The organism is Brenneria izadpanahii (assembly GCF_017569925.1).
Lineage (GTDB): Bacteria > Pseudomonadota > Gammaproteobacteria > Enterobacterales > Enterobacteriaceae > Brenneria > Brenneria izadpanahii.
This window is the reverse complement of sequence record NZ_CP050854.1, coordinates 4195127-4221126: the sequence shown is the minus strand read 5'-3', so window position 1 is coordinate 4221126 and position 26000 is coordinate 4195127. Positions and strand designations below refer to the sequence as shown.

Sequence of the window (26000 nt, the reverse complement as noted above, 5' to 3'; positions counted from 1 at the left end):
TCATGAGTCAGATTCACTTTATTGGGGCGGGGCAGATGGCGGAAGCCATTATTCGGGCGGCGCTGAACGGCGGTAAACTATCGCGTGACGCCGTTACCCTGGATGATATTGACGCCGCCAGGATCGCCACGCTGGAAGAGCGCTACCAGCTGACGTCCCGCCAGCGCGGCGAGGAGGCGCTGGCGGTGGCCGACTATATTGTAATGGGCGTGCGGCCGCAGGACGATATCGCGTCGGTGTCCGCCCGCATCCGCCAGCATGCGTCGCCGCAGGCGACGGTGATTTCCATTATCGCCGGCGTGACGATCGCCACCTTGACCGAACAACTGGGCGACGCGCGGCCTATCGCCCGAGTGATCCCGAATACGCTGACCGATACCGGCTATGGCTACAGCGGCGCGGCGTTGAACGCCTATGTTGAGGAAGCGCCGCTGCGGGCGTTTCTGGAAAGTTTCGGGAAAGTGATGCTGGTGGAAGAGCGGCTGCTGGATATTTTCACCGGTTACGGCGTGGCCGGCCCGAATTACGTGTACTACTTCCTCGAATCGCTGATTGACGCCGGCGTGCTGGCCGGGATGCCGCGGGCGCAGGCGACTCAGATCGCCTATGAAAACCTGGTGGGCGCGGTGGCGATGCTTAATATCAGCGGCAAGCATCCGCGTCAGTTGATGGATATCAACAACTCGCCGGCCGGGGTGGGCATGAATGGGCTGTATGCGTTGAACAACAGCGATTTTGCCGCCGGTTTACAGCGCAGCGTGCTGGCGGCGGTGAAACGAACCACCGAACTGGCGGGTAAATAAACATTTCAGCGGGGTAATAACGCCGTATCTTTGCATGGCGCGGCGTATCCTGACCGATACTGAAAAAACGCGCGCTGATCTAGCCATCAGCGCGCGTCGGGTTTTACCGCCGGCATTGATCAAGCCCGCAGCTCGTCGTAGGAAACCATCACATGCTCTTTGAATGCGGGGCGCTCCGTCAGCCGTTGGTAGTAGCTTCTGACGGCTGGAAACGCGGGGCGTTGAATAGCGATATCGTAATAACGGTAGAGGACGTGGCCGAACTGGATATCCGCCAGAGTGAAATCCGGGCCGGCCAGATAGTCATGCGCCGACAGTCTCTCTTCTGCGATTTTAAGTTTGGCGGAGAATGCCGCCAGCGCTTTTTCGATCGCATCATCATCGCGTTCGTTTTCCGGCGTACGCACGACACGCCAGAAAATCGGCGCGGTAAACATCAACGCGATATTGAGCTTGGACCACTCGGCCCATTTGTCGACGTTAGTGCGTGCAGACAAATCTTTTGGCCAGAATGCCTCTGGTCCATAACGATTTGCCAGGTAGCGGAGAATCGCGCCGGTTTCCCATAGCGCTTCTTCGTCCCCATCTTTCAGTACCGGGATCGTACCATTCGGATTCATCGCCAGAAACTCCGGCGTATTGGTGCCGCCGTAAATATGACCGGCATCATGACGATGATAGGGCAGACTTAGCTCGCCGATACACCACATTAGTGCCTGAACATTTGACGAAGAACGTCTTCCCCAAACCGTTAACATACCGCCCTCCAGTGAATGTGTTGGTATTAACACGATGATTGTATTCTAATTAAATATAATATAATCGGGGATAACGTGGAAGATGAGTATGCTAATCGTTAAAAAAAGTGATGCGCCCGACATTGAGTGGCAGGCGCTGGCCGCCCTGTTGCGCCGCGCCGGCTTGGGCGACAGAGACGCGGTTAAATTAAAACAGGCGTATCAAAACAGCCAATTTTATTGGCTTGGCTATGCCGATAATAAAATAATCGCCGCCGCTCGCGCCATCAGCGATTTAACCTACGCATCCTATCTGGCGGACGTGGCGATATCGCCCGAATTTCAAGGCCGGGGGTATGGCAATCTATTGATGCGCGAGATTATGACGACGTTATCCCAATATGGGAAAACCTTTATCTATTCGGTGCCGGATAAAATCGGCTTCTATAAAAAATATGGCTATCATATTCTGGCGACCGGCATGGTTTATGCCAATCCGCAGGAAATAGAACGGCTCAGAGGCGTTGGCTATCTTGCCGATTAAGCTGGCAAACTGACTAAAAATACCGTTATTAAACGAAATTTATTACGAAAGCACATAGCGGGAGCCGTCATTTTCTATCCAGTTATGCATATTTTCATTAACATGATAATTTCCCTCATGATGCATAAACTTCAGTTTATTTTTCATATTTAATTCCACAACTCCTTGTCCGGTCCAGGAATCGACGATCGCTCCTTTGGGGAAAGTATCGCTTGGGGGGAGAACCACATAGTTATGACTGAGTTTGTGGTTGCTGACGATGCTGAAGTCAGTCAAACCTAAACCATATCGTAAGTGCAGCCCGACTTCGAGAGCCTGCATATCACAATTGGAAAATCCGTGTTCGCGGCATTTTTGCAGACAATCGGTGAGCTGTTCCGGCGACATTTCAATTGCGCCCCGCAGTTCATCGCCGGCGGTGCGGTAGATATATTGTTGTTGCAACGTCGCCAGTTGTTTTAGCGTTTCTGTCGGGTAGGCCCGCTTGGCCGCCTGTGTATATTGCTCGGCTCTGCGCATTGTCATCAGAGTGTTGGCATCCAGCCTGTGGGAATTATTTATTCGCTCCATCGCAATTTGGTAGCCTGTGGTCGATAACCGGGTTCTGTTGGCTATTTGCTGTGTTAGTTCACCGATCCGCTCAAATAACCCCAAACATTGAGAAGCGGAGGCCGTTGCTCGTATATTCGAAGATGAACTGGCGGCGGATGGGGTATTTCCATAAGCGTGCGTCCATGAGGCGTTTGCTGAATAGCCGGGTATCTTATCCATATTAAAATTGTTCCATTACTGATCTGTTATGTATGCAGTAAGTAAGAGCCAAGTGGAGTAAGTTCCCTTCTTAAAGTTCCCGCAGCTTAGAATCCTGAACAATCTTAACGAAACTATTACGGTTAAAACATGGAAGTCGCCAACATAGTTGACGATAATAGCTCCAGTCACTTTTCTTTCCCGCCTTGCGGGAGAGGCATCCGCCCTTAACTACGATTAAGATTTTCATGACAAAGCCATCGCGTTCCCGACTGTTGAAACTCCTGTTACTTGTCGTATTAGTGTTAATTATCGCCGGCGTGGTCTGGCGTTTGTGGCCGCACGGACAGAGCGGGCAGAACGGTATGGGGCGGCCGGGCGGACCTGGCGGTCCGGGGGCCGGTATGATGATGGGCGGCGCAAGCACGCTGGTTCATGCCGGAAGCGCCACCCAGGCGGATGTGCCGGTGTACCTCAACGCGCTGGGTACGGTAACGCCGAATGCCTCGGTAACGGTGACCAGCCGCGTCGATGGCCAGTTAATGAAAGTCTATTTTACCGAAGGGCAGAAGGTTGAAGCCGGCCAACTGCTGGCGCAGATCGACCCGCGCAGCTACCAGGCGACGCTGGCGCAGTATCAGGCTGAACTGAGTGAAAATCAGGCGCTGCTGAAAAGCGCGCAGCTAACTCTGGAACGCTATAAAAAACTCTTCGCCCAGGATTCGCTTTCCCGCCAGGATCTGGATACGCAGATCGCCACCGTCGGGCAGTACAGCGGGGCGATCAAAGCCGATGAGGCGCAAATCGCCGCCGCGAAGCTGAATCTCGAATACGCGCGCATCACGGCGCCGATTAGCGGCCGCGTCGGTCTGCGCCTGGTGGATGCGGGCAATATGGTAACCAGCAGCGATACCACCGGCATCGTCACCATTACGCAAACTCAACCCGCGGCGGTGACTTTCAGCGTGCCGCAAAGCAACATTCCGGTATTGTTGAAGGCGCTGCATAACGGGCAGAGTATGCCGGTAAGCGCTTTTGATCAGGATAACAAAACGATTCTGGCGGAAGGCAAAGCGCAATTCATCAGCAACAGCATCGACACCAGCACCGGCACCGTGCAGTTAAAAGCCCTGTTCGATAATGAGGATGAGGCGCTGTATGCCAACCAATTCGTCAACGTGCGGCTGCAAATCGGTCTGCTATCGCAGGCGACGGTGATACCTTCCCAGGCGCTGCAGCTTAGCAGCGACGGCAGCTTTGTCTTCGTGATCAACCAGGACAATACCGTGACGCGCAAAGTGGTGGAAACCGGGCCGAGTTTCGGTGAAGACCAACGGGCGATTATTTCCGGCGTGGCGCCGGGGGATCGGGTGGTGACGGAAGGCGTCGATCGCCTGGCCAACGGCAGTAAAGTCAGCGTAGTGACAGCGGAGCAAGAGCAAACCGGCGCGGCCAGTGGGAGCGCCAAGGCTCAATGAATCCGTCACGAATATTTATTGAGCGTCCGGTCGCCACCATCTTGCTGATGGTGGGCGTGTTGATTTCCGGGATTTTTGCTTATCGCACGCTTTCGACCTCCGCGCTGCCGCAGGTTGATTACCCCACTATTCAGGTGACGACGCTTTATCCGGGCGCCAGCCCGGATGTGATGGCGTCATCCGTGACCGGGCCGCTGGAGCGCCAGCTTGGGCAAATGGCGGGACTGAGCCAGATGACCTCCAACAGCAGCAGCGGTTCTTCGTTGATTACCCTAAAGTTTTCGCTCGATCTGTCGTTGGACGTCGCGGAGCAGGAAGTGCAGGCGGCGATCAATGCCGCCGACAGTCTGTTGCCCTCCGATTTACCCAATCCGCCGACCTATAAAAAGGTCAATCCGGCGGATAGCGCGGTGATCACCCTTGCCGCCAGTTCGGATACGCTGCCGCTGATCAAAGTGCAGGATCTGGTGAACACGCGCATCGCGCTCAAGCTGTCGCAGATTTCCGGCGTAGGCATGGTCACGCTGGCGGGCGGTCATCAGCCGGCGATCCGCGTACAGGCGGATCCCAAAGCGCTGGCGGCGCGGGGATTGACGCTGGAAGACGTCAATACGTTGATTAGCAACAGCAATGTTAATGGTTCGAAGGGCGGCTTCGACGGCAAGTATCATTCGGTCACCATCGACGCCAACGACCAACTGCGTACCGCCGAAGAGTACGGCAATCTGATTCTGGCCTATCAAAACGGCGCGGCGCTGCGCCTGCGCGATATCGCCCATATCGAGGAAGCCTCGGAAAACAGCTATCAGTCGGCCTGGGCCAACCGCAATCCGGCGATTGTCATCAGCGTGCAGCGCCAGCCCGGCGCCAACGTGATCTCGGTGGTGGATAACATCAAGGCCCAACTGCCGACGCTGCAGGCGGCGCTGCCGGATGGCGTGAAAATGGAGATACTGTCCGATCGCACGCAAACCATCCGCGCCTCAATCAGCGATGTACAGTTCGAACTGATGCTGTCGATTGCGTTGGTCATCATGGTGACTTTCCTGTTCTTGCGCAATATCGCCGCCACGCTGATCCCAAGCGTGGCCGTCCCTTTGTCGCTGATAGGCACCTTCGGCGTGATGTATCTGGCCGATTTCAGCCTCAACAACCTGTCGCTGATGGCGCTGACCATCGCCACCGGCTTCGTTATCGATGACGCCATCGTGGTGGTGGAGAATATTTCCCGCCGGCTGGAAGAGGGCGAAACGCCGATGCAGGCGGCGCTGAAAGGCTCGCAGCAGATTGGCTTCACTATTATCTCGCTGACCTTCTCGCTGATCGCCGTGCTGATCCCGTTGCTGTTTATGGGCGACGTGGTGGGGCGGTTGTTCCGCGAGTTCGCCATTACCCTGGCGGTGGCGATACTGGTGTCGATGCTGGTGTCGTTAACGCTGACGCCGATGCTTTGCGCCTATTTACTGCGCCACATTCCGCCGGAAAAGCAATCGCGCTTTTCACGCAAGGGCGGCGAATTTTTCGACAAGCTGGTGCACGGCTACGATCGCCTGCTGACGATCGTGTTAAATCATCAGAAATTGACGCTGCTGGTGGCGTTGGGCACCTTCGTGCTGACGGCGCTGCTCTATCTGGTTATCCCCAAAGGCTTTTTCCCCACCCAGGATACCGGGCTGATTCAGGGCATCACCGTGGCGTCGCAGGATGTCTCTTTTGGTGAAATGGCCAAGCGGCAGCAGGCGCTGGCGGATGTGATTTTACAGAATCCGGCGGTCGAGAGCGTCTCGTCCACCATCGGCATCGACGGCAGCAACACCAGCCTGAACAGCGGCCGCATGCAGATTAATCTCAAGTCGTTCGATGAGCGCGACGAGCGCGCCGATCGGGTGATCGCGGAGTTGAAACAGGCGGTAAGCAGCGTGCCGGGCATCGAGATCTATCTGCAATCGGCACAGGATCTGACGGTGAACGATCAGGTCACGCCGAGTCAGTATCAGTTCACGCTGGATGATTCCGACAGCGAAAATCTGGTGAAATGGTCGCCCGCGTTGGTATCGGCACTGGCGAAACGGCCCGAATTCAGCGAAGTGGTCAGCAATCTGCAGGATCAGGGGCAGGTCTCCTATGTCGAGATGAACCGCGACAAGGCCGCGCGCTACGGCATCACCGCGTCGGACATTGATACCGCGCTGTACAACGCCTTCGGGCAGCGCCTGGTATCGACCATTTTCACCCAGTCGAACCAGTATCGCGTGGTGCTGGAAGTGGCGCCGGACTATCAACAATCTCCGGCGTCGTTCGATGATATTTGGCTGGCCGGCACGGCGTCCTCCGACAGCGGCAGTTCGTCATCTTCAACCTCGACCTCTTCAACCTCGTCATCTTCAACTTCCACGTCCTCATCGTCGTCGGCCAGTTCTACCGCCAACATGGTGAAACTGACCTCGATCGCCACCATTCACCAGCGCACCGGCTCGCTGATGCATATGCGGCTGAACCAGTTCCCGGCGGTGACGGTGTCGTTCAACCTGAATGACGGCTATTCGCTGGAAGAGGCGCAGCAGGCGATCGCCGACGTCAGTAAGCAACTGGCGCTGCCTTCCAGCATTACGCTGCGTTATCAGGGAGAGGCCGCCGCGTTCCAAAGCGCCAGCAGCAACACGCTGTGGCTGATTCTGGCGGCGCTGCTCACCATGTACGTGGTGCTCGGCATTCTGTATGAAAGTTTTATTCATCCGGTCACCATTCTGTCGACGCTGCCTTCGGCGGCGGTGGGAGCGCTGCTTATCCTGCTGCTGGCCGGCAGCGAATTCAGCATGATTGCGCTGATCGGGGTCATTTTGCTGATCGGCATCGTCAAAAAGAACGCCATTATGATGATCGACTTTGCGCTTGAGGCCGAGAATCATCAGCGCCTCAGCCCGCGCGAGGCGATCCATCAGGCCTGTCTGCTGCGTTTCAGACCGATCCTGATGACCACCATGGCGGCGCTGCTCGGCGCGCTGCCGCTGATGCTGGCGTCCGGCTCCGGCGCGGAGCTGCGTCAGCCGCTGGGGCTGGTGATCGTCGGCGGTTTGATCGTCAGCCAGGTGCTGACGCTGTTCTCCACGCCGGTGATCTACTTGTGGTTCGACGGTCTGGCGCAGCGCGGCAAGCGCTATATGCAAAACGCCCGGCAGCAGTCGCGGGGCGGAGAGTAAGTCATGGTGCGGCTGTTTATCTTCCGCCCGGTCGCCACGCTATTGCTGACGCTGTCGATCCTGCTGCTTGGCATGCTGGGCTATCGCCTGCTGCCGGTGGCGCCGCTGCCGCAGGTGGATTTCCCCACCATCATGGTGACCGGCTCGCTGGCTGGCGCCAGCCCGGAAACCATGGCCGCCACGGTGGCGACGCCGCTGGAGCGGGCGTTGGGGCAGATCGCCGGTATTACCGAGATGACCTCCAGCAGTTCGTCCGGCAGCACCAACATCATTTTGCAGTTTGAACTGAGCCGCGATATCAACGGCGCGGCGCGCGACGTGCAGGCGGCGATTAACGCCGCCCGCAGCCTGCTGCCCAGCAGCATGTCGACGCTGCCGACTTATCGCAAGGCCAACCCGTCCGACGCGCCGATCGTGATGCTGGCGCTGACCTCGGCGACGCGTCCCCCCGGCGAGTTGTACGATCTGGCGGACAGCAAAATCGACCAAAAGATCGCCCAGGTGCAGGGCGTCGGGGAGGTATCGCTGATGGGCAGCGCGCTGCCGGCGGTGCGCATCGATCTGCAACCGCAGATGCTGACCCACTTCGGCGTATCGCTGGACACCGTGCGCGCCGCCATCGCCAATAACACCACCAACCTGCCGAAAGGCATCTTGAACGGCGCCAGCCAGTCGTGGGTGGTGGATAACAACGGTCAACTGGACAAAGCGGCGCAGTACCGCAATCTGGTGATCAGCTATCAGGATGGCCGGGCGATCCGTCTGAGCGACGTGGCGACGGTATACGACGCGATCGAAGATAAATACAAGGCCGGTTACTATAACCAGCAGCCGGCGGTGATGATTGGCGTGACGCGGCAGGCGGGCGCCAACATGCTGCAGACCATCGACGCGGTCAAGGCGCTGCTGCCGGAATTGCAGAAGGATCTGCCGGCGGATACGCAGTTGAAGCTGGTGGTGGATCGTTCCACCACCGTGCGCGCCTCGCTGTACGATACCGAAGAGACGCTGCTGATCGCCGTGCTGCTGGTGATCGCCGTGGTATTTGTGTTCCTGCGCAACGCCCAGGCGGTGATTATCCCGGCGCTGGCGCTGCCGGTCTCGCTGATCGGCACCTGCGCGGTGATGTATCTGCTGGATTACAGCCTGGATAATCTGTCGTTGATGGCGCTGATTATCGCCACCGGTTTTGTGGTGGACGATGCCATCGTGGTGCTGGAAAACATCACCCGTTATATCGAAGAGGGGCTAAGCCCGGTGCGGGCGTCGCTGAAAGGGGCGCGGGAGGTCAGCTCCACCGTGCTGTCCATGACTCTGTCGCTGGTGGCGGTATTTATCCCAATCCTGCTGATGGGCAGCGTAGTGGGACGGCTGTTCCGCGAATTCGCGGTGACGCTGACGGTATCGCTGCTGATCTCGATGTTGGTGTCGCTTAGCCTGACGCCGATGCTCTGCTCGCGGCTGCTGAAACGCAAACCGACGGTGACGCAGCGTCCGCATCCGCTGTACCAGTGGATCGAAAATCAGCTCAGCGCCCTGCTGGCGGCCTATGCCCGCGGATTGGGGTGGGTGATGAAGCACCAGCGCCTGACGCTGTTCAGCCTGCTGCTCACCGTGGTGCTCAACATTTTCCTTTACGCCGTGGTGCAGAAGGGGTTCTTTCCCACGCAGGATACCGGGCTGCTGATGGGCATGGTGCGCGCCGACCAGAATATCTCGTTCCAGGCGATGAAGCCCAAAATGGAGCAGGCCGCCAAACTGATTGCCGCGGACCCGGACGTGGACGGGGTGATGGCGTCGATGGGCAGCGGCGCGTTCGGCTCGCGCAATAGCGCCAACTTCTTCGTGCATCTGAAAGACTTTAGCCAGCGCAGCGCCACGGCGAGCGAAATCGCCAACCGCCTGACCGCCAAGGCGCAACATCTCGCCGGCATGCAGGTGTTCCTGATGGCGGCGCAGGATTTGCGCGTCGGCGGCCGCAGCGCCAACGCCAGCTATCAGTACACCCTGCAGGCGGACGATCTCGATACCCTGCGCACCTGGACGCCGAAGGTGCAGGCGGCGCTGGCGCAGATCCCGCAGTTGACCAGCGTAGACTCCGATTCGCAAACCGGCGGGCAGGAAGTGATGATCAATATCGACCGCGATAAGGCCACGCGGTTGGGAGTGGATGTCAATATGCTGGATACTCTGCTGAATAACGCTTTCAGCCAGCGCAAGATAGCCACTCTGTACCACACGCTCAATCAGTATCACGTGGTGATGTCGGTGGACGACAGCTTCACCAGCGACCCGGACACGCTCAAAGATCTGTTGGTGGTCAACGACGACGGCGAGCAAGTGCCGCTCTCCGCCTTCGTCACTTTCAGCAGCGATACCGCGCCGCTGTCGGTGGCGCATCAGGGACAGTCCGCCGCCAGCACCGTCGCCTTCAACCTGCAGGACGGCGTTTCGCTGGAGCAGGCGCAAACGCTGATTAAAAACGCCATGGCGAAGATCGGCCTGCCGAGCGACGTGCAGGCCGGATACAGCGGCACCGCCCGCGAGTTCGGCGAACTGACCGCCACCATGCCGTGGCTGATTCTGGCGGCGCTGGCGGCGGTCTACATCGTGCTGGGCGTACTGTATGAAAGCTATATTCATCCGCTGACCATTCTATCGACGCTGCCGTCGGCCGGCGTAGGGGCTTTGCTGCTGCTATTGCTGACCAACACGCAGCTTACGGTGATCGCATTGATCGGCATCCTGCTGCTGATCGGCATCGTGAAAAAGAACGCCATTATGATGATCGACTTCGCGCTGATGGCCGAGCGTCAACAGGGCATGTCGCCGCAGCAGGCGATCACCCAGGCCTGCCTGATGCGCTTTCGTCCGATCATGATGACCACCCTGGCGGCCTTTTTCGGCGCGTTGCCATTGGCGTTGGGCAGCGGCGGCGACGCCGATCTGCGCAGCCCGCTCGGCCTGGCGATTGCCGGCGGCCTGGCGCTTAGCCAGTTACTTACGCTGTTCACCACGCCGGTGGTGTACCTCTATCTTGATCGCGCCAGCCGCGCCACTCGTCGCCAGTGGCAGCGTTTGCGCCATGTTGAATAAACCCTATGAAACTGAAAACTATCGCATTTAGCCCGCTTTTCCTCGCACTGCTGCTCGGCGGCTGCGCCGTGGGGCCAGACTATCAGCGCCCGGCGCCGACCAGCGTGCCGTTGCAGTATAAGGAAGCGAAAGGCTGGCAGCAGGCCGCGCCGCAGGATCAGGTCAACAAAGGCGAGTGGTGGGCGGTTTACCATGACGATACGCTGTCGTCGCTGCTCAGACAGGTGAGCATTTCGAACCAGAACGTGGCGCAGTACGAGGCGCTGTACCGCCAGGCCAAAGCGCTGGCGGCGGAATCGCGATCCAATCTGTTCCCAACGATCAGCGGAACCGGATCGGGCACGCGCAGCGGCAGCAAAGACAGCAGCAGCGGATCCAGCCAGCGCGCCGTCAGCAACAGTTTCTCGGCGCAGGCCAGCGCCAGTTGGGAACTGGATCTGTGGGGCAAGCTCAGGCGCACGCTGGAAGAGAACAAGGCCAGCGCCCAGGCCAGCCAGGCGGAACTGGCGAACATCACGCTGAGCGCGCAGTCGGAACTGGCGCAGGACTATTTCCAACTGCGCATCATGGATCAGCAGATCGCCTTGTATCAACAGAGCGTGCAGGCGTATGAACGTTATCTGCAGGTGATCGATAACAAATATCGGGCCGGGGCGGAATCGCGCAGTACGTTGGCGCAGGCGCAGCTGCAACTGGAGAGCGCCAGAGCGTCGGCGCTGGATTATGTTTGGCAGCGCGCGCAACTGGAACATGCGATTGCGCTGCTGATCGGCAAAACGCCGGCGGAGTTCAGCCTGGCCGACGCGCCGTTGACCGCCGCCATGCCGGCGATCCCACATGCGCTGCCTTCCGAACTGCTGCAGCGCCGGCCGGATATCGCCTATGCCGAACGCAACGTGGCGGCGGCGAATGCGGCGGTGGGCGTGGCGATCGCCGGTTACTATCCCGACCTAACGCTGAGCGCCAGCGGCGGCTTCACCAGTTCGGCGCTGCATAATCTGATCTCGCTGCCGAACCGCGTCTGGTCGCTTGGGCCGGAGCTGAGCGGCACGCTGTTGGATTTCGGCGCGACGTCGGCGCAGGTAGAACAGGCGCGCGCCGCCTATGACGCCAGCGTCGCCAGCTACCGCCAGGCGGTGTTGCAGGGCTTTACCGAGGTGGAAAACTATCTGGTCCAGCTAAATACCTTGCAGGATGAGCTGGCCGCGCAGCAGCGCGCCGCCGATGCCGCCAGGGATTCCGCCCGCGTAACGCGCAACCAGTACGAAGCCGGGATGATCGACTATTTGGATGTCGCCACCACCGAAAACGCCAGCCTGAGCCAGCAGCAAAGTTTGCTGTCGCTGCAAAGCACGCAGTGGGTGGCCAGCGTCGAACTGATTGCCGCGCTGGGCGGCGGTTGGAGCGCCGACACGCTGACGCCGTAGCGGCTTCCCCGCATAGTCATTATGGCCGGCGTTCGCTTGGCGGTCCGGGAAAGGGGACGACCGCCGAAGGAACCGCGCTAGCGGCGTGACTTCAGCCAGAAGTCTGGGTTCGCAGGGGGGCGTTTACACCGCCTTGCGAATGCTTTGTTATTAAACGCCAACCGTTGTTAAAGCGTTTTTTCTTTTATAATGACTATTCAGACATGACGATCGCAGAGATTGATGGAGTTGATCATGGTGCCGAATACGCAACTTCCCGTCGATATTGAAAAAAAGATAAAACAGCTGGGGCCGGTTATTGATGTGCCGACGACGAAAGCCTGGTATGCGCCGCTGCTTGCCGAGCAGCCTATTGAGGGCGTTAGCGTCCGCACGGATATTGCTTACGGCGATGATGAACGGCAGCGCGTGGATGTCTACCTGCCGACGACGGGCGCGAACAAAACAAGCCCGGTTCTGATCTTTGTGCATGGCGGCGGTTTTGTTCGCGGCGATAAATCCTCTCTCAGCAATCAGGGCTATTTTTACGCGCGTCAGGGGATGGTCGTCGTCGTCCCCAATTATCGTCTGGCGCCTGCGCACCAATGGCCGACGGGGGCGCAAGATGTTTCATCGGCGCTGGCGTGGACGCGAACGAATATCGCCGAATTTGGCGGCGATCCTGAGAAAATCGTGGTGGCGGGGGAATCCGCCGGCGCCGCGCATGTGGCTGCAGCCACGTTGATTCGCCGTTTTCATCCCGCCGAAGGGCTGAAAATTGCCGGAGCGGTGCTGATCTCAGGCGTTTATAACGCCCAACTGGAGCTTCTGGCCCGTCAACAGTTCGGAATTCCCACGCCCGATCCTTCCGGCGACGCCTATTTCGGCTCGAACCTGACTGACCGCTCGGCAATGTCTACCGTCGAGTTGATCGATACCGCGCCGTTTCCGCTGTTTATCAGTTATGCCGAGTTGGATCCGGTGTTGATGCAGGTTGAAACGGGAGAGCTATTTGCCCGGCTGGTCACGCAGCATGGATTTACGCCCGACCTGCACGTGGTGTACGGACATAATCACATTAGTCAGATGTGTGCGGTCAATACCGGCGATACCTCGCTCAGCGGCCCGGTGATGCGTTTTTTGCAAAAACAATTTACATCGGATGTTTTGTGATTATCGGTATGTGCGGATCGCAACGCGCGCTGATAGAAATTAATGCGGACTCCACTGGTAGCTCCATCCCTTCGCAGAAGTTGTCTCTTGGTCACATTTTTATGCGGACTCAGAGACAGTTTCGTGCGCCGCAATGCCGCTATTTTTATGCTATGGCGTAGCACGCGCCCGACATAGGGGGCTCAAACGCCAGCCCCCTATGAACCCCGTCAGAGTCCCTGCATTTATGTGTAAGAGAAAGTCCCTGGGGAGGGGCAAATCCGGCGTTATCTCCTCCCCCTGACAAGGGGGAGGCCGGGTGGGGGGGCTGACGGCGCTCACGCCTGACGCTTATCTTCGGTGCCGGTTTCGAAGTCGCTGGCGGCGTGGCGCTCATGCAGTTGCTCATTGAGTGGGCCATGGGTGCGATTAACGATGCGCCCGCGTTTGACCGCCGGACGGCTGCCGATCTCGTTCGCCCAGCGCAGCACGTTTTTATAGCTGCCGGCATCAAGGAATTCCGCCGCGTTGTAGGCGTTGCCCAGAACCAGGTTGCCGTACCACGGCCAGATAGCCATATCGGCAATGGTGTACTCGTCGCCCGCCACGTATCTGCCGCGCGCCAGCTGTTTATCCAGCACGTCCAACTGGCGTTTGGCCTCCATGGCGAAACGGTCGATAGCGTACTCGATTTTTACCGGCGCGTAGTTATAAAAATGGCCGAAACCGCCGCCAAGGAACGGCGCGGAGCCCTGCAACCAGAACAGCCAGTTCAGCGTTTCGGTGCGTCCGGCAACCTCTTTCGGCAGGAAGCGGCCGAACTTCTCCGCCAGATAGAGCAGGATATTGCCGGATTCAAACACGCGGATCGGCGGCGTGGTTGAGTGGTCGCGCAGCGCCGGAATTTTTGAATTAGGGTTAACATCGACAAAACCGCTGGAGAACTGATCGCCCTCGCTAATGCGAATCAGCCAGGCGTCGTACTCCGCGCCGGTGACGCCGAGCGCCAGCAACTCCTCCAACATAATCGTCACTTTCTGGCCGTTGGGCGTGCCTAGCGAGTAGAGCTGGAGCGGATGCGCGCCGACCGGCAGCGCTTTCTCATGCGTTGGCCCTGAGATCGGACGGTTGATATTGGCGAACGCGCCGCCGTTATTTTGCTTCCACTCCCATACTTTCGGCGGCTGGTAGCTGTTCTCTGACATGTTGACCTACCTTGTTTGTGGGTGTCCTGAAGCAGTGTAGCAGCTACCGGCGAATGCGTTTAACGGCGCGAAGCATAATGAGATTTATTAAGCATTACGACGGGGGAGAGCGCTCCTGGAGCCACAGCGAAATTTCCCGTCTTGCATCATGATCGGGTTGAATGAGTGCTATCATAAATCCACCTCTGTCGTGGCATTGCCCGGACGAGATAATTAGAGGGGTTTCCCACAGCCAACTGTCCGGGCGGCATTAATTTGAGGTCAGGTAATGAGCAAAGGAACAACAGGTAGTGACGCCCCATTTGGAACCTTGTTGGGGTACGCGCCGGGTGGCGTAGCAATTTATTCATCAAATTACAGAAGTTTGGATCCGCAGAACATGCCGGGCGACGCCTCGTTTCGCAGCTATATCGACAACGAATATATGGGGCATAAGTGGCAGTGCGTCGAATTTGCCCGCCGTTTTCTGTTTTTAAACTATGGCTGCGTCTTTACCGATATCGGTATGGCGTATGAAATCTTCTCCCTGCGCTTTTTACGTCAGGTCGTTAATGACAATATCCTGCCTCTACAGGCCTTTGCCAACGGCTCTCTGCGCCCGCCGGTAGCAGGTTCGCTGCTGATCTGGCAGAAAGGCGGCGAGTTTTACGAAACCGGCCACGTGGCGGTGATTACCCAACTCGTGGGCAATAAAGTTCGCATCGCCGAGCAAAACGTCACCCACACGCTGTTGCCGCCGGGACAGCAGTGGACCCGCGAGCTGACGCTGGAAGTGAACGACGGCCATTACACCATTCACGACACCTTCGATGACACCACTATCCTCGGCTGGATGATTCAGACCGACGAGACGGAACACAGCCTGCCGCAGCCGACCATCCCCGGCGAAGCATTAGTCATTCACGGCGCGCGGCTGGATAACCAGGGCCAGTTCGCCGGCAAATGGCTGGACGAGCAGGATCCCCTGCAATTGGCCTATGTGAAGGCCAATGGCGGCCACATTATCAACCAGGATCCTTACCAATATTTCACCATCACCGAACAAGCCGAGCAGGAACTGATCAAGGCGACCAACGAGCTGCACCTGATGTACCTGCATGCTACCGACAAGGTGATGAAAGACGATAATTTGCTGGCGCTGTTTGATATCCCCAAAATTCTCTGGCCGCGGCTGCGGCTCTCCTGGCAGCATCGCCGGCACGATATGATCACCGGCCGGATGGATTTCTGTATGGATGAGCGCGGCCTGAAGGTTTATGAATACAATGCGGATTCCGCCTCCTGCCACACCGAAGGGGGGCTGATCCTCGAACAGTGGGCCCGTCATGGCTATCCCGGCAAGGGACATAACCCGGCGGAAGAGCTGCTTAGCGAACTGACCGGCGCATGGAAGCACAGTCTGGCGCGGCCGTTTGTCCACATCATGCAGGACAAGGATCTGGAAGAGAATTACCACGCCGGGTTTATGCAACGCGCTCTGACGCAGGCCGGTTTCGAGAGCAAAATTCTTTGCGGGCTTGATGAACTGCGCTGGGATGAGGCCGGGCGGCTTATCGATGGCGATGGCCGGCTGGTTAACTGCGTCTGGAAAACCTGGGCCTGGGAGACGGTGATCGAACAGGTGCGCGAAGTCAGCGAAACCGAATTTGCGGCGGTGCCGATCCGTACCGGACACCCGGATAACGAGGTTCGCCTGATTGACGTGCTAATGCGCCCTGAAGTGATGGTGTTTGAGCCGCTGTGGACGGTGATCCCCGGCAATAAGGCGATTCTGCCGGTGCTTTGGTCGCTGTTCCCGCATCATCGCTATCTGCTGGATACCGATTTTGAGGTGAACGAAGAGCTGGCGAAAACCGGTTACGCGGTCAAGCCGATTTCCGGACGCTGCGGCAGCAACATTGACCTGGTCAGTCATCACGATGAGGTGCTCGATAAGACTTCCGGCAAGTTCGTCGATCGGAAAAATATCTACCAGCAGCTGTGGTGTCTGCCCAACGTCGCCGGGAAGTACATTCAGGTATGTACTTTTACCGTCGGCGGCAACTATGGCGGAACCTGTCTGCGCGGCGATGATTCGCTGGTCATCAAAAAAGAGAGCGATATCGAGCCGCTGATTGTGCTGAAAGATAACCGGAAGTAGCGGTGGCGTGCGGAGCCGTCGGCATTCGGCTCCGCACGAACAGAGGATTTTACTGCTTAATGTTAGCCAGCGGGCTGCCCGTCTGGCTTTCTTTTAGCTGCCAGTGGTCGAGCGCTATCTCCGCGCCGCCGCTAAATTTCATCTCGGCCCGCGCCGCAGGGAAGTAGCGTGAGGACATGACGCCGACGCCGTCATTGATGAAAATCTCCAGACTGGAGCTGTCGCAAAGGATTTGCAGCTTCTCCACCTTGCCTTGCCAGTAACGTTTTTCTTCCTCGCCGTTGCGCAGTCCCTTACGGCTCAGCGTGATGCCCTGCTCATCGCAGGTCAGCCGCATTGTGTCGCCAATATTCGCCTGGAAGTTCCCGGAGACCCGCAGCACGACTTCCGCGCTATGGACGTCAAGCGTCGGCAGCGAATCGGCGCGTCCGCCGGCCTGCCGGTGCGCGCCGCGCAGCGTTTGCAGTTCGCGCGCCGGCGTCTGGCAAAGCCGGCCTTCGCGCACGCTGAGTTCCCGCGGGCAGGTCATCATATGTATCCAGCCGTGTTGCAGGGTGGGTTGCTCGAACTCATCCTGGTCGGGCACGCCCATCCAGCCGATCAGCAGACGGCGGCCATCGTCGGTCCGGGTGGTCTGCGGCGCATAAAACTCGTGGCCGCAGTCCAGTTCGTGGAACGGTCCGTGAGCGTAGCCGCCCGTGGCGTAATCCAGTTTTCCCAGCAGATAGCCGCACTGGTACTGGTTTAAATAGCGGCGCTCTTCGGCTGCGACGCCCTGTGGACAGCTAATCAGCACGTCGTGGCCATCGAGGTTAAACAGGTCCGGGCATTCCCACATATAACCGAATTCGCCGCTATCCCCCACCTGACTGCCGGCAATCTCGCCCATCAGCGTCCACGTTTGCAGATCGGGCGATTTTAACAGCAGCACTTTACCCTGTAGTTGCGGATCCTGCGCCGCCAGCACCATGTACCAGTTATCGCCATGGCGCCAGACTTTCGGATCGCGCACGTGGCCGGTATAGCCCTCCGGCTGGCCCAGTACCGGTTGCTTCTCGAATTCGCCCTGCGCATTCTGCCGGGCGATGCATTGCCAGGCGGTACGATCGCCGGGGAGCATCACGTTGCCGGTGTAGATCAGCACCAACTGCCCGTCGTCATCCACCGCGGAACCGGAGAAACAGCCGTCAATATCGAACTTTTCACTCGGCAGAAGGGCAATTGGTTCATGCCGCCAGTTGACCAGATCGGCCGAGCTCCAGTGACCCCAGAATTTGGTGCTATGGTCGCAGGCCAGCGGGTTCCACTGATAAAACAGGTGGTAACGCCGCTGGAACTGAATAAAGCCGTTCGGGTCGTTCATTAACCCCACCACCGGGGACAGGTGCCATAGCGGCCGGTAACTGTCGGACGGGTCGCGATGATAACCGTTCATCACCGAGAGCAGCGTCTGCTTCAGGAGGTGTTTTTCTCTCATTGATCGCCCTTTTGGTTATAGTTGAATAGTAAAGAAATAAAGAATGCCAGCCCGAATGCCATAGTCAGACCAATCAGATGATTAACCAATGAACTGGCCTGAATAATGGCCAGGCCCGGCAGGCCGGTCAGACCCACGCCGGTAGCGTAAACTTTGTTGTAAACCACCCAGGCGCCGCCGACCGCGCCGCCGCCCATAGCGGCGACGAACGGTTTCACAAAGCGCAGATTGACGCCGAATACCGCGGCTTCGACCGATCCGATCATGGCCGAGAAGGCGGCCGGAATGGCTATCTTGCGGACTTTACTGTCGCGGGTGCGGAACCAAACGGCCAGACAAGCGCCGCCCTGGGCGACGTTGGACATCGACCAAATCGGCAGCAGATAGTTGACGCCGATATTCGGATTGATCAGCAGTCCGGCCTCAATGGCATGAAAGCTGTTCTGGATGCCGGTCATCGCCACCACCGAGTAGAGGCCGCCGAAAATCACCCCGGCAATCCAGCCCGTTTGCGCAATCAGCGTGGTCAGCACATAGGCGATGCCGTCGCCGAGCATACGGCCTGCCGGGCCGATAACCAGCAGCGCGACAAAGCCGGAGACGATCAACGTCAGGAATGGAACAAAGATGATCTCGACGATATCGGGAACGATGCGCCGCAGACGCTTCTCAATAAAACACATAAACCAAACGGTCAGCAGCACCGGGAACACCGTCCCCTGATAGCCAATCATGGCGATTTGCAGCCCGTAAAAGTCCAACGTATGGTAGCTTCCTAATCCGCCCCAGACGTTCGCCAGCGTCGGGTGTGTCAGGATCCCGCCGATCGTGGCGCCGAGAAACGGGTTCCCGCCGAATACGCGGGCGGCGGTGAATCCAATCAGCACCGGCAGGATGATAAAGGCGGAGGAGCTGAACATTTCCAGCAAAACGTAAACGGCGTTTTTCGAATCCAGCCAGCCGTAGGTTCTAATCAGGCTCATCAGCCCCATCAACAGGCCGGAGGCGATAATGGCGGGAATAATGGGGATGAAAACGTTGGACAGGGTGCTGGCTATACGTTGGAAGTAGCTGAGATTTTTTACGGCATTTTGCGAGGCTTCTTCTTTCTGCGTCGAGTCATCGATCATGGCTGCGTGGACAAACGCGTCGTAGATATCGTTAATCACACTGCTGTCGAATACAACCTGTACTTGCCCGGCCTTACGAAAACTCGCCTTTACCCCTTTAACCGCATCAATCGCGTTAAGATCCAGCTTTGATTCATCTTCCAGTACTACTCTAAGTCGCGTGGCACAGTGAATGGCCGAAGCAATGTTATCCTTGCCGCCCATCAGCGGAACGAGCTGCCGGGCTACCTGCTTATAATCCATGAACTTCCTCGGAAACTTTAGCTTTATAAACCCGTCATACTTCAAGCGCAGGAGCATTGCCTTAATCACCCGGCCTATAGGGCCGACGCAAGCGGCGTGCAAATCCGCCTCATGCAAATTTGCCGCTCGCCTCAGTCACTTACAAATGTAAACTTCTGGAGATTCGTTGCGTCGCCGCCTTCCCGCGGCTCGAACTACTTAGGGTATAAAATAGTGAACTTTAATTTTTTAAAATGGTGAGATGGATCACAAATAACATCTCAAACCAATGTATGTAAACACATAATCTCCTTCCGGTACAGTTTGATAAGGCAGGGATTCGCCATCTGGATGTCTCTATGGCGACGAATTTACGGCGATCGTCCGCCGCGTTTGATGTTCGCGATACCGGCTGTGCGCCGCGGGGATTGGCGGCCTGAGCCAGCGCTCAGGCAGGTGGCTCAGGCCGCGAGAATAGCCCTGCCGTTATTTAAAAACAAAGGATAGAACAATGGCTTTTTAGTCAGATGCTTATTACACTTTTACGCAATCATTCCGGTTTTTACCGTCGGATATCTCGCGTAATATTTTGTATTCAATAAAAATATAATTTTCGCTCATGGAGCACAGAGACTAGGTGTATAGCGACAAATGGATTTACTCAAATTCTTACTTCGTCTGCCTTTTACCCTGATAAAAGGCGTTTTTCGCGTGCTGGGTTTTGTTCTCGGCTTGCTTGGCCGCGTTATTAAACCAATCATCGGTCATATCGACTGGCGTGCGCCTGGCTGGTGGACGGCGATGTCCGGCTGGCTGACACGCGGTTTTCAGCGGATGGAAGGCGGGGTGGATAAACATCCGAAAGCCGTCGGCCTGACGATTTTAGTTCTGCTGTGCGCCGCCGGGGCGGGGGTTTACGGTTGGCACTGGTGGCTGAACCGGCCTCAACCCATCGAACCCGCGCCGATGGTGTTCCAGGAAACCGGCGTATCGGTTAACGCGCCGGATGTAGTGAATTACGCCGCCGAGAGAATCGCGCCTCAGGAAGTGCGCTTTAATTTCAGCCACTCCGCCGCGCCGCTGGCGGACGTCGGTAAAACGGTAGAGAAAGGGATTTCGCTGAAGCCCGCCGCCGAAGGCCAGTGGAAATGGGCAAACGGCGCGACGTTAGTCTTCACGCCTAAAAATCCGCTGCCGATGGGCGGCAAATATGAAGTGAACTTCACGCCTGACGCGCTGCTGGCGCCGCAAATCAAACTGACGACGACGCGTTATGAATTTACCGTTCCCGCTTTTGATTATCAGCTCGGCGAATCCCAGTATTATCAGGACCCGCAGGATCCGCAGAAACGCCACGCGGTGTTTAACGTTAAATTCAACGCGCCGGTGGATGCCGCCAGTTTCGAAAAACAGATTTCCCTTGGCCTGATCGTGGCGAAAGCCAAATCAGAGACCAAACTCAACTATTCCGTGGTCTACGACCGGAAAAAACTCAACGCCTGGGTGCATTCCGAACCGTTGCAATCTTTTGAGCACGGCGGTTCGGTGCATATTGCTATCGGTGAAGGGGTAAAAGCGTCGGTGGCGTCCAATGCCACCGCGCAGCCGCGCAACGGTTGGGTCGCGGTGCCGACGCTGTACAGTCTGACGGTGAACGAAGCCAGCGCGCAGGTTGTCGACGCCGAAGGGGCGAAAGGCGAGCGCGCGCTGATCGTCGGTTTCAGCGACGCGGTAAAAGACAGCGATGTTCGCCGTGCGGTGAAAGTGTGGCTGCTGCCGCAGCACGATCCGAACGACCCGTACGCCGCTAATGACCCGGACGATTTTTACCACTGGAATGTGGATAGCGTGGAAAATAGCGTGCTGGCGCAATCCACGCCGCTGAATGTCCAACTGAACGATGCGGAAAACGACTATCAGCCGCAGTTCAGCTTCCGCTTTGATGCGCCGGCGCACCGTTCGCTGCTGGTGGAAATCGACAATGTGCTGACCTCGTCCGGCGGCTATAAAATGCCGGAACGCCTCTACCGCATCGTGCATGTGCCGGACTACCCGAAACTGCTGCAGTTTATGTCGCAAGGCTCGCTCTTGTCGGTTAACGGCGATAAGCAGGTCAGCGTCGCCGCGCGCAACGTGCCGGGGCTGCGCCTTGACGTCAAACGCGTGATCCCAAGCCAGCTGCAACACATCGTCTCGTTCAAGCGCCGTGAGTACTCATCGGCGGAATTTAACCGCCTGAATGACGAATACTTTACCGAGCACTTTAAATACCAGACGGCGGTGGATAACGACAAACCGGGAGAAGTGAATTACCGGGGCGTCGATCTGTCGCGCTATTTATCCACCGATCCGCGTTCGCATCGCGGCATATTCCTGCTGACGCTGTCGGAATGGGATCCGCAGAGAGATGAAGAGAAACCTGCCGCCGATGATGATGGCTACCTGTATCAAGATCAAAGCGAAGACGAGCCGCAGGTTGGCGATTCCCGCTTTGTGGTGGTCACGGATTTGGGCATCATCGCCAAGCGTTCGCAGGATAAAACCCGCGATCTGTTTGTGCAATCCATCCATAGCGGCGCGCCGGTCGGCAATGCCAAAGTTTCGGTTATCGCTAAAAACGGCGTCACGCTGCTGACGCAGTTCACCGATAACGACGGCCATGCGCGTTTCCCGGCGCTGGATGTTTACACCAATGAACGCCAGCCGGTGATGTTCCTGGTGGAAAAGGAGGGCGATGTCTCCTTCCTGCCCGCCGATCGCAATAACGACCGCGGCCTGGATTTCTCCCGCTTTGACGTCGGCGGCGACATCGCGCCGAGCGACCCGCGTACGCTGGGCAGCTACCTGTTCTCCGACCGCGGCGTTTATCGGCCGGGCGATACCTTTAACATCGGGCTGATCACCCGCGCCGCCGACTGGGGCACCGGCCTGGCCGGCGTGCCGCTGCGCGCTGAAATTCACGATCCGCGCGCCAAGCTGATGAGCACCATTCCGCTGACGCTGAATGCCAGCGGGTTCAACGAGCTGAGTTACACCACCGACGAGAATTCGCCGACCGGCGAGTGGAATGTTTATCTGTATCTGGTCGGTAAGGACAATGAGTCGTCCACGCTGTTGGGATATACCTCGGTAAACGTGAAAGAGTTCGAACCGGATCAGTTGAAAGTGAAACTACAACTGACGCCGGAACGTAAGCAGGGCTGGGTGAAACCGTCGGAGTTACAGGCGAATATCGATGTGCAGAACCTGTTCGGCACGCCGGCGCAGGATCGCCGCGTAGCCTCGAAACTGACGCTGCATCCGGTATATCCGCGCTTTGACGCGTTCCCGGATTACGCGTTTTACGAGAACCGGCAGAGTCGGGACAGTTTTGAAACTGAACTGGAAGATCGCACCACCGATGAGCAAGGGGCGGCGGCGATTCCGCTGAATCTTAACGCCTACGCCGATGCGACATATCAACTGCAACTGTTGTCGGAAGCCTTTGTGGCCGGCGGCGGGCGTTCCGTCGCCGCCAGCGCGCGCACGCTGGTGTCGCCGCATGATTATCTGGTCGGCGTGAAGCCGGACGGCGATCTCGGCTATATCAACCGCAACGCCGCGCGGCATCTGAATATCATCGCCGTTGATCCGTCGCTGAAACCGATCGCGCTGCCGGATTTGAAAGTCACGCTGATCGAGCAGAAGTACGTTTCCGTGCTGACCAAGCAGGATTCCGGCATTTATAAATATCAGTCGAAAATGAAGGAAGTTGAGCTGTCGCAACAGCCGCTGTCGCTGAGCGCGCAGGGCGACGATCTGACGCTGGCGACCGACCGGCCGGGCGATTTCGTGCTGGCGGTCGAGGACGCGCAGGGCAACGTGCTGAACCGCGTTGCTTACAGCGTCGCCGGCAACGCCAACCTCAGCCGTTCGCTGGACCGCAACGCCGAGCTGAAGCTGAAACTCAACCAGGGCGAATACCAGCCGGGCGATGAAATCGAGGTGGCGATCAACGCCCCCTATACCGGCAGCGGGCTGATCACCATCGAGAAAGACAAAGTCTACGGCTGGCAGTGGTTCCACACCGATACCACCAGTTCGGTGCAGAAAATCCGCATACCGGACGGCATGGAGGGCAACGGCTACATCAACGTGCAGTTCGTGCGCGACATCAACTCCGATGAAATCTTTATGAGCCCGCTGAGTTACGGCGTGATGCCGTTTAAAATCAGCGCCAGGGCGCGTCAGAACGTCCTGAAAATCGACGTGCCGCAGGTGGTTAAACCGGGCGAAAATCTGCCGATTACCGTCACCACCGACGGCCCGCAGCAGGTGGCGCTGTTTGCCGTCGACGAAGGCATTTTGCAGGTGGCGCGTTATCGTCTGAAAGATCCGCTGGAGTATTTTTTCCGCAAACGCGAACTGGGCGTGGAAAGTTCACAGATCCTCGATCTGATCCTGCCGGAATTCAGCAAGCTGATGCAGCTGACGGCCGCGCCGGGCGGCGATGGCGGCGAAGGGCTGGATCTCAGCGTCAATCCGTTCAAACGCAAACGGGATAAGCCGGTGGCTTACTGGTCCGGCATTACCGACGTGAACGGCGAGCGGCGGTTCAACTATCCGGTGCCGGACTATTTCAACGGTAAAATCCGCGTAATGGCGATTTCCGTTACGCCGGACAAGATCGGTAAAGCGCAGACGTCGGCAACCGTGCGCGATAACTTCATCATGACGCCAAACGTGCCGGCCATGGTCGCGCCGGGCGATGAGTTTGACGTCAGCGTGGGCGTCAGCAATAACCTTACCGATTTGCACGGCCAAAGCGTGGCGATCGCGCTGCATCTGAACGTGCCGCCGCAGCTGGAAGTGGTGGGCCAGGCCGATCAACATCTGTCGCTGGCGGAAAAACGCGAAGGCGTGGTTAACTTCCGTCTGCGCGCCAGAAACATGCTGGGCGATGCGCCGCTGGCGTTCGAGGCCAAATACGCCGACAAGACCAGCCGCCGCACCATCAGCACCTCGGTGCGTCCGGCGATGCCATTCCGCACTCAGTCAGTGATGGGACGCATGAACCGTCGTCAGGATGTCGATAATCTGCGCCAGATGTTCGATGCGTATGCGGTGCGTCAGGCGGCGGTCTCCAACTCGCCGCTGGTGCTGGCCAGCGGGCTGTCGCAGTATCTGGCGGACTATCCGTACTTCTGTTCGGAGCAGATTGTCAGCCGTTCGGTTCCGCTGATTCTGGCGGCGTTACACCCGGAAATGCGCGGCGGCCTGAGTCCGGCGGAAAGCGGCAAGCAGCTGAAAGATATGATGGCGGTGCTGCGTTCGCGCCAGAACGATCGCGGCGCGATCGGCCTGTGGCGTTCGTCGCCGCAAGCCGATCCCTTCGTCACGCCGTACGTGGTGCAATATCTGCTGGAAGCCAGAGCCGCAGGCTATGCGTTGCCGGTCGGCATGCTGGAAGAGGCGAATGCGTCGCTGCGCGAGCTGGCGGCCAACCCGTCTGACGACTTGTACACGCTGCGCCTGCGCGCATGGGCGGTGTATCTGCTGACCCGTCAGGGCGAAATCACCACCAGCGCGCTGGCCTCGGTGCAGAACGCCTTGCAACAGCTGTATCCGGACGTCTGGAAAACCGATCTCGGCGCGCTGTATCTGGCCTCGTCGTACCGTTTGCTGAAAATGGACGATGAAGCCAATGCGTTGCTGCAGCCGACCTGGCAGCGGATGAGCAAGGCGTATGACGCCGCCTGGTGGACGCAGAACTACTTTGACCCGCTGGCGCAGGACGCGACGCGTCTGTATCTGATTACGCGCCACTTCCCGGAAAAAGTCTCCGCCGTTCCGCCGCAGGTGCTGGAAAATATGCTCAAGGCGCTGAAAGAGGAACGCTACACCACGTATTCATCGGCGATGAGCATTCTGGCGCTGGAGAGCTATTCCGCGCAGGTCGCGGCGCAGTCGGCGATGCCGGACGGGCTGAAAATCACGCAGATCGGTAAAACCGCCAATGTCGAACCGCAGTTGATTTCCACGCTGCAGGGGCTGTTCGCCAAAGGCCGTTTTACCGCGGATGCCGGATCAATCCGCTTTGAAAACGCCAATGACGCTCCCGCCTGGTACGTGGTGACGCAGGCCGGTTTCGATCTGGCGGCGCCGAAGCAGGCCATTTCCCGCGGTTTGGAAATCACCCGCGATTATACCGATGAGCAGGGCAAGCCGGTCACGCAGGTGACGTTGGGGCAGAAGATTAACGTTCATCTGCAAGTGCGCGCGAACTCGCAAGAGGGGCAGAGCAATTTGGCGATCGTCGATTTACTGCCGGGCGGATTCGAGGTGGTGCAGCAAACGCCGCCGGCGCCGGAATCCGACGATGGCGATGAAAGCAGCGAAGAGGAGGCGTCTGCCGTATGGCAATCGCCGTTGGCGGCATCCGGTTCGACCTGGGCGCCGGATTACAGCGATATCCGTGAAGACCGGGTGGTCATTTACGGCAGCGCCGGCACGGATGTGCAAACGTTCGTGTATCAGATCAAGGCCACCAACACCGGCAGCTTCGCGATCCCGCCCGCCTATGGCGAAGCCATGTACGATCGCGACGTTCAGGCGCTGTCCGTCAGCAACCAAAAACTGATTGTCGTGCCCGCCGATGCCGCGCCCGTTGATAAAAAATAA

General features: G+C 58.0%; 14 protein-coding genes. 9 read left to right on the top strand and 5 right to left on the bottom strand.

The features are described from left to right. The first annotated feature begins 2 nt into the window (after positions 1 to 2). Positions 3 to 803 carry a pyrroline-5-carboxylate reductase family protein gene (locus tag HC231_RS18785; protein ID WP_208228233.1) on the top strand — a complete coding sequence of 267 codons (801 nt, stop codon included), beginning with the start codon at positions 3 to 5 and terminating at the stop codon, positions 801 to 803. Positions 804 to 922: 119 nt separating this feature from the next. Here the strand turns inward: HC231_RS18785 and HC231_RS18780 are convergent, their stop codons facing one another. Next, entirely contained in the window at positions 923 to 1561 is a 639-nt protein-coding gene (locus HC231_RS18780; protein ID WP_208228232.1) for a glutathione S-transferase family protein, read from the bottom strand. 88 nt (positions 1562 to 1649) lie between these two features. Between HC231_RS18780 and HC231_RS18775 the strand changes: the two genes are divergently transcribed. Further along, a complete protein-coding gene (locus tag HC231_RS18775; RefSeq protein WP_425490411.1) occupies positions 1650 to 2084 on the top strand; it encodes a GNAT family N-acetyltransferase in 435 nt (144 codons plus the stop codon). A gap of 42 nt (positions 2085 to 2126) precedes the next feature. Here the strand turns inward: HC231_RS18775 and HC231_RS18770 are convergent, their stop codons facing one another. After that, positions 2127 to 2609, bottom strand: coding sequence for a hypothetical protein (locus tag HC231_RS18770; protein WP_208228230.1), 483 nt, complete (start codon positions 2607 to 2609; stop codon positions 2127 to 2129). Between the two features lie 473 nt (positions 2610 to 3082). Between HC231_RS18770 and HC231_RS18765 the strand changes: the two genes are divergently transcribed. The 5 genes from HC231_RS18765 to HC231_RS18745 all read left to right on the top strand — a co-directional run bounded on the left by HC231_RS18765 (position 3083) and on the right by HC231_RS18745 (position 13187). Beyond that, positions 3083 to 4312 carry an MdtA/MuxA family multidrug efflux RND transporter periplasmic adaptor subunit gene (locus HC231_RS18765; protein ID WP_208228229.1) on the top strand — a complete coding sequence of 410 codons (1230 nt, stop codon included), beginning with the start codon at positions 3083 to 3085 and terminating at the stop codon, positions 4310 to 4312. Further along, complete coding sequence (locus tag HC231_RS18760; RefSeq protein ID WP_208228228.1) at positions 4309 to 7512, top strand: efflux RND transporter permease subunit; 3204 nt, start codon at positions 4309 to 4311, stop codon at positions 7510 to 7512. The genes HC231_RS18765 and HC231_RS18760 overlap by 4 nt, the downstream gene beginning before the upstream one ends. A 3-nt stretch (positions 7513 to 7515) precedes the next feature. Beyond that, the gene (locus HC231_RS18755; RefSeq protein ID WP_208228227.1) at positions 7516 to 10608 is read left to right on the top strand and encodes an efflux RND transporter permease subunit; all 3093 of its coding nucleotides are present in this window, start codon (positions 7516 to 7518) and stop codon (positions 10606 to 10608) included. Positions 10609 to 10613: 5 nt separating this feature from the next. Beyond that, the gene (locus tag HC231_RS18750) at positions 10614 to 12035 is read left to right on the top strand and encodes an efflux transporter outer membrane subunit (RefSeq protein WP_208228226.1); all 1422 of its coding nucleotides are present in this window, start codon (positions 10614 to 10616) and stop codon (positions 12033 to 12035) included. Between the two features lie 234 nt (positions 12036 to 12269). Beyond that, positions 12270 to 13187, top strand: a complete 918-nt coding sequence (locus tag HC231_RS18745; protein WP_208228225.1) for an alpha/beta hydrolase — start codon at positions 12270 to 12272, stop codon at positions 13185 to 13187. 317 nt (positions 13188 to 13504) lie between these two features. On the opposite strand, the gene yghU is transcribed toward HC231_RS18745, so the two are convergent. Beyond that, complete coding sequence (yghU, locus tag HC231_RS18740; protein ID WP_208228224.1) at positions 13505 to 14371, bottom strand: glutathione-dependent disulfide-bond oxidoreductase; 867 nt, start codon at positions 14369 to 14371, stop codon at positions 13505 to 13507. 268 nt (positions 14372 to 14639) lie between these two features. On the opposite strand from yghU, the gene gss reads away from it, so the two are divergent. Continuing rightward, positions 14640 to 16511, top strand: coding sequence for a bifunctional glutathionylspermidine amidase/synthase (gss, locus tag HC231_RS18735; RefSeq protein ID WP_208228223.1), 1872 nt, complete (start codon positions 14640 to 14642; stop codon positions 16509 to 16511). 49 nt (positions 16512 to 16560) lie between these two features. Here gss and HC231_RS18730 read toward each other — a convergent pair whose 3' ends face one another. Continuing rightward, positions 16561 to 17988 carry a glycoside hydrolase family 32 protein gene (locus HC231_RS18730; RefSeq protein WP_208228222.1) on the bottom strand — a complete coding sequence of 476 codons (1428 nt, stop codon included), beginning with the start codon at positions 17986 to 17988 and terminating at the stop codon, positions 16561 to 16563. Continuing rightward, complete coding sequence (locus tag HC231_RS18725; protein WP_208228221.1) at positions 17985 to 19361, bottom strand: PTS transporter subunit EIIC; 1377 nt, start codon at positions 19359 to 19361, stop codon at positions 17985 to 17987. The genes HC231_RS18730 and HC231_RS18725 overlap by 4 nt, the downstream gene beginning before the upstream one ends. Positions 19362 to 19991: 630 nt before the next feature. Between HC231_RS18725 and HC231_RS18720 the strand changes: the two genes are divergently transcribed. Next, entirely contained in the window at positions 19992 to 26000 is a 6009-nt protein-coding gene (locus tag HC231_RS18720; RefSeq protein WP_208228220.1) for an alpha-2-macroglobulin family protein, read from the top strand.

Coding starts and splice junctions, on each gene's coding strand:
- gss (WP_208228223.1), top strand. CDS start 14,640: ATGAGCAAAGGAACAACAGGTAGTGACGCCCCATTTGGAACCTTGTTG.
- HC231_RS18755 (WP_208228227.1), top strand. CDS start 7,516: ATGGTGCGGCTGTTTATCTTCCGCCCGGTCGCCACGCTATTGCTGACG.
- HC231_RS18780 (WP_208228232.1), bottom strand. CDS start 1,561: ATGTTAACGGTTTGGGGAAGACGTTCTTCGTCAAATGTTCAGGCACTA.
- HC231_RS18770 (WP_208228230.1), bottom strand. CDS start 2,609: ATGACAATGCGCAGAGCCGAGCAATATACACAGGCGGCCAAGCGGGCC.
- HC231_RS18725 (WP_208228221.1), bottom strand. CDS start 19,361: ATGGATTATAAGCAGGTAGCCCGGCAGCTCGTTCCGCTGATGGGCGGC.
- yghU (WP_208228224.1), bottom strand. CDS start 14,371: ATGTCAGAGAACAGCTACCAGCCGCCGAAAGTATGGGAGTGGAAGCAA.
- HC231_RS18730 (WP_208228222.1), bottom strand. CDS start 17,988: ATGAGAGAAAAACACCTCCTGAAGCAGACGCTGCTCTCGGTGATGAAC.
- HC231_RS18750 (WP_208228226.1), top strand. CDS start 10,614: ATGAAACTGAAAACTATCGCATTTAGCCCGCTTTTCCTCGCACTGCTG.
- HC231_RS18720 (WP_208228220.1), top strand. CDS start 19,992: ATGGATTTACTCAAATTCTTACTTCGTCTGCCTTTTACCCTGATAAAA.
- HC231_RS18760 (WP_208228228.1), top strand. CDS start 4,309: ATGAATCCGTCACGAATATTTATTGAGCGTCCGGTCGCCACCATCTTG.
- HC231_RS18745 (WP_208228225.1), top strand. CDS start 12,270: ATGGTGCCGAATACGCAACTTCCCGTCGATATTGAAAAAAAGATAAAA.
- HC231_RS18775 (WP_425490411.1), top strand. CDS start 1,650: ATGCTAATCGTTAAAAAAAGTGATGCGCCCGACATTGAGTGGCAGGCG.
- HC231_RS18765 (WP_208228229.1), top strand. CDS start 3,083: ATGACAAAGCCATCGCGTTCCCGACTGTTGAAACTCCTGTTACTTGTC.
- HC231_RS18785 (WP_208228233.1), top strand. CDS start 3: ATGAGTCAGATTCACTTTATTGGGGCGGGGCAGATGGCGGAAGCCATT.